General features: G+C 61.5%; 3 protein-coding genes and 1 pseudogene. 2 read left to right on the top strand and 2 right to left on the bottom strand.

The window, feature by feature from the left end; genetic code table 11:
* Positions 1-53: 53 nt before the first annotated feature.
* Complete coding sequence (locus tag QOC89_RS29860) at positions 54-752, bottom strand: dienelactone hydrolase family protein (protein ID WP_323048332.1); 699 nt, start codon at positions 750-752, stop codon at positions 54-56.
* Between the two features lie 272 nt (positions 753-1,024).
* On the opposite strand from QOC89_RS29860, the gene QOC89_RS29865 reads away from it, so the two are divergent.
* Together QOC89_RS29865 and QOC89_RS29870 are read left to right on the top strand one after the other, a co-directional pair.
* Positions 1,025-2,128, top strand: a complete 1,104-nt coding sequence (locus QOC89_RS29865) for a nitronate monooxygenase (protein WP_323048333.1) — start codon at positions 1,025-1,027, stop codon at positions 2,126-2,128.
* A 432-nt stretch (positions 2,129-2,560) separates the two neighbouring features.
* Positions 2,561-3,706 (top strand): branched-chain amino acid ABC transporter substrate-binding protein, encoded by a 1,146-nt coding sequence (locus tag QOC89_RS29870; protein ID WP_323048334.1) that lies wholly within the window; start codon positions 2,561-2,563, stop codon positions 3,704-3,706.
* 106 nt (positions 3,707-3,812) lie between these two features.
* Here the strand turns inward: QOC89_RS29870 and QOC89_RS29875 are convergent.
* Positions 3,813-3,976 (bottom strand): annotated as a pseudogene (locus QOC89_RS29875) (MFS transporter); the annotation flags it as partial.

Here is a 3,976-nt window from a genome sequence, read left to right on the forward strand (position 1 = left end):
GTTACAAGCGCGGGTTACAAGCGCGGGTCACAACCGCGTATCGCAACCACCCATTACAGCCGTTCTCCCAGGAAGGTCAGCGTGCGGCCATGCGCGAGCGCCGAGGCGTGCTGGTTATACGACGCACGGTCCGAGCAGTTGAAGCCGTGATCGGCGTTCGGATAGATGTTGAATTCCGCATCGGTGCGGCCGGCGAAGCGTTCCTGAATCTGGCCGACAGCCGACAGCGGAATGTGAGCGTCGAGTTCGCCGTAGTGGAATTGCATCGGTACCTTGATCTTCGCGGCCTCATCGAGCTGGTTCTGAATGCCGCCGCCGTAATAGGCAACCGCGCCGTCGAGCGTGCCTTGCGCGGCGGCCAGATAGGCGAGTCGGCCGCCGAAACAGAAGCCGATCGCCGCAACCTTGCCGGTCACTTCCGGCAACGCGCGCAACGCCGCGGCAGCAGCACCGATATCGGCCACCGCCTGCTCGACGTTGGTCTTCTGCATCAACTCGATGCCCTTTTCGCGATCCGCGCCGTCATACGTCAATTCGACGCGCGGCTGCACGCGCCAGAACACGTCCGGTGCGAGCGCGACGTAGCCGTCTTGCGCGTACTGATCCGCGACCGAACGGATATGGCTGTTCACGCCGAAGATTTCCTGAATGATGATGACGGCCGGTCCCTTGCCGCCTTTGGGCAGCGCCAGATAGCCGCCGAAGCTGTCGTTGCCGGCGGGAATGTCGATCCAGCGGGAAGTCGTGCTCATGTTGCTCTCCATTTACGAGTGAGTTGATACGCGGGGTCGGTCTGAATGAATGCCGGAGGTCTGAATGCCTGAAGCGGGCGGTCAGTGTGCCACCAAAAGAAACGGCTTGCAGCGGGTCAGGCGAGGCCTGCGGAGCGCGTCGCGTAGCACCGATCTCGTAAGGGGATTGAAACATTCTCGATTATTCATTTCTCCGCGTGCGCCGGACTCGATACAGTCGAGAGTGTTGGCTCGCCGATGCCGCGAGCGCATTGTCGGAAGGAGAATCGATCATGAGTGAAGGCAGTTTTGTGACGCCGTTCGCGGCGCGCTTCGAGTTGCGGGTGCCAGTTGTGCAGGCGCCGATGGCCGGCGGCGCGACGACGCCGGCGATGGTCGCCGCGGTGTCGAACGCCGGCGGTCTCGGCTTTCTGGGAGCCGCCGCGCTATCGCCCGAAAAGATCGCGAGTGAAGTCGCGGCGATTCGCGCGCTGACCAATCGCCCCTTCGGCGTGAACCTGTTTGTACTCGAACCCGCCGCGCCGGACGAAGCCACCGTGCGCCGTGCACTCGAAGCAATCGATCCATTGCGCGTGGACCTCGGTTTGCCACCCGGCCAGCCGCTCGAACGCTACGCGCCGGATTTTCGCGCGCAACTGGAAACGCTGATCGAATTGCGCGTGCCGGTGGCGAGCTTCACGTTCGGACTGCTCGCTGCCGAGGACGTCGCCCGTCTGCATGCAAACGGCCTCTATGTAATAGGCACCGCGACGCATGTCGCCGAGGGTATTGCGTGGCGCGATGCGGGCGCCGACGCAATCGCCGCGCAAGGCGCGGAGGCCGGCGCGCATCGCGGCACTTTCATCGGCGCATTCGAGGAGGCGCTGATCGGCACCATGGCGCTCGTGCCGCAACTCGTGGATGCGACCGGTCTGCCGGTGCTGGCCGCCGGCGGCATCATGGACGGGCGCGGCATCGTCGCCGCGCTCGCGCTCGGCGCGCAAGCCGCCGTGATGGGCACCGCATTCCTCACCTGTCTCGAGAGCGCGATACCCCAGGCATGGAAAACCCGCGTACGTTCGATGTCCGACACATCGACATCCGTAACACGCGCGATCACCGGCCGTCATGCGCGCGGCATACGCAATCCGTTGATGCAGCAATTGAGCGAGTCCCCGCACAAGGTCGCGCCTTATCCGGTGCAAAACGCGTTGACTCAGGAGCTGCGACAAACCGCGAGCCGCGCGAATAACGGCGACTATCTATCTCTTTGGTCCGGCCAGGGCGCACCGCTTGGCCGCGGGCGTCGCGAAGGCCTCGGCGCGGCGGAACTGGTCGGACAGCTCGAGCAGGAATGGCATGCAGTGGCTGCTCGGATCGCCGCGATCAAAGCTTGATTCAGCGCGGCACAGGCGCGCCTCGCAGCGAACCGGGACGCACCTGTTTTTAATCCAAAGCCTATTCGAACCATTAACGGTTTAACACGCTAAAAGCTTTAGGCCGGTGCTGTCAGATGAAACCCCTACCTGGCGGAAACCCGCATGGGATGGCGTTTTCCAGCCTTTCTATCGAGCCGGAATCGGCCGCTGTGGGATAAACGCTATTGGTGTTCATCCCACTTCCTCAAAAAAGTCCCACAATTTAATTTGATGGCCTACACTTGCGCGCAAGTACGGTTAGCCGCCTGCCAAAAACAGGTTGGCGAACCTGCTGGCCAAGTGCATGAACGATGCAACCGGCGTGGTCGTCCACGGGACTGAGCGACACGTGTAGGGAAGCGGGGGCACAGGGCGATTACGTTGTTTTTGGGACCGAAACTGGAGACTTACATGAACATCAAGATTCAAAAGCTGTTGCCGATCAGCGCTGCGGCCATGTTGTTTGCGTCGTTGGCAACGGGCGCGGTGGCGGACGAGGTCGTCAAGATCGGCCACGTTGCACCGTTGACCGGTGGTATCGCTCACCTGGGTAAAGACAACGAAAACGGCGCGCGCCTCGCAGTTGAAGAAATCAATGCCAAGGGCTTGACGATCGGCGGTCAGAAAATCACGCTGCAACTCGACGCACAAGACGATGCAGCTGACCCGCGCACGGCAACTCAAGTCGCGCAAAAGCTGGTCGACGACAAGGTTGTCGCCGTGGTCGGCCACTTGAACTCGGGCACCTCGATTCCGGCTTCGAAGATCTATAGCGATGCTGGCATCGTGCAGATTTCGCCGTCGGCAACGAACCCGGCGTACACGCAACAAGGTTTCAAGACGACGTACCGTGTCGTGGCGACCGATGCGCAACAAGGTCCGGCACTGGCTAACTACGCAGCCAAGACCATGAAGATGAAGAGCGTCGCGATCGTCGACGACTCGACCGCATACGGCCAGGGCCTTGCCAACGAATTCGAAAAGACCGCCAAGTCGCTGGGCCTGAACGTGATGTCGCATGACGCGACGAACGACAAGGCTGTCGACTTCCGCGCGATTCTGACGAAGATCAAGGGCGAAAACCCGGACGCGATCATGTACGGCGGCATGGACGCCACCGGCGGCCCGTTCGCCAAGCAAGCCAAGCAGCTCGGCCTGCGCGCGAAGGTGCTGGCTGGCGACGGCGTGTGTACGGATAAGCTATCGGATCTGGCTGGCGACGCAACCGACAACATCGTCTGCTCGGAAGCCGGCATGGCACTCGAGAAGATGGAAGGCGGCCCGGCGTTCCAGGCGAAGTATCTGAAGCGTTTCGGTCAGCCGATCCAGATCTATGCTCCGTTCACGTATGACGCGGTGTACATCATCGTCGACGCGATGAAGCGCGCTGGCTCGACCGATCCGGCGAAGATCCTGGCTGCAATGCCGAACACCGACTACAAGGGTGTGATCGGCCAGACGACCTTCGATTCGAAGGGCGACCTGAAGCACGGCGTGATCTCGCTGTACAACTACAAGTCGGGCAAGAAGACGCTGCTCGACGTGGTGAAGATGTAAGAGCGCATGTACGCGGGCAGCTTGCGCTGCCCGTGAACGCATGATTAAAAAAGGCACGCGTACCGTCAGGTCGCGTGCCTTTTTCTTTTGATGCCGCGCGTTGTTGCTAGATTTTCAGGCGGCGCAGTACTTTCGGGCCCGCGAACGCAATCAACGCACAACACACGGCGACCACGGAAAGCCCAATCGACAGATTGGTCACTTGCGCGACTGCACCGATCACCACTGGCCCGAACAGCAGCCCGAAATACGCGAGACCTGCGACGTGCG

This window comes from Paraburkholderia sp. (assembly GCF_034668105.1).
In the GTDB taxonomy this organism is placed as follows: Bacteria; Pseudomonadota; Gammaproteobacteria; order Burkholderiales; family Burkholderiaceae; genus Paraburkholderia.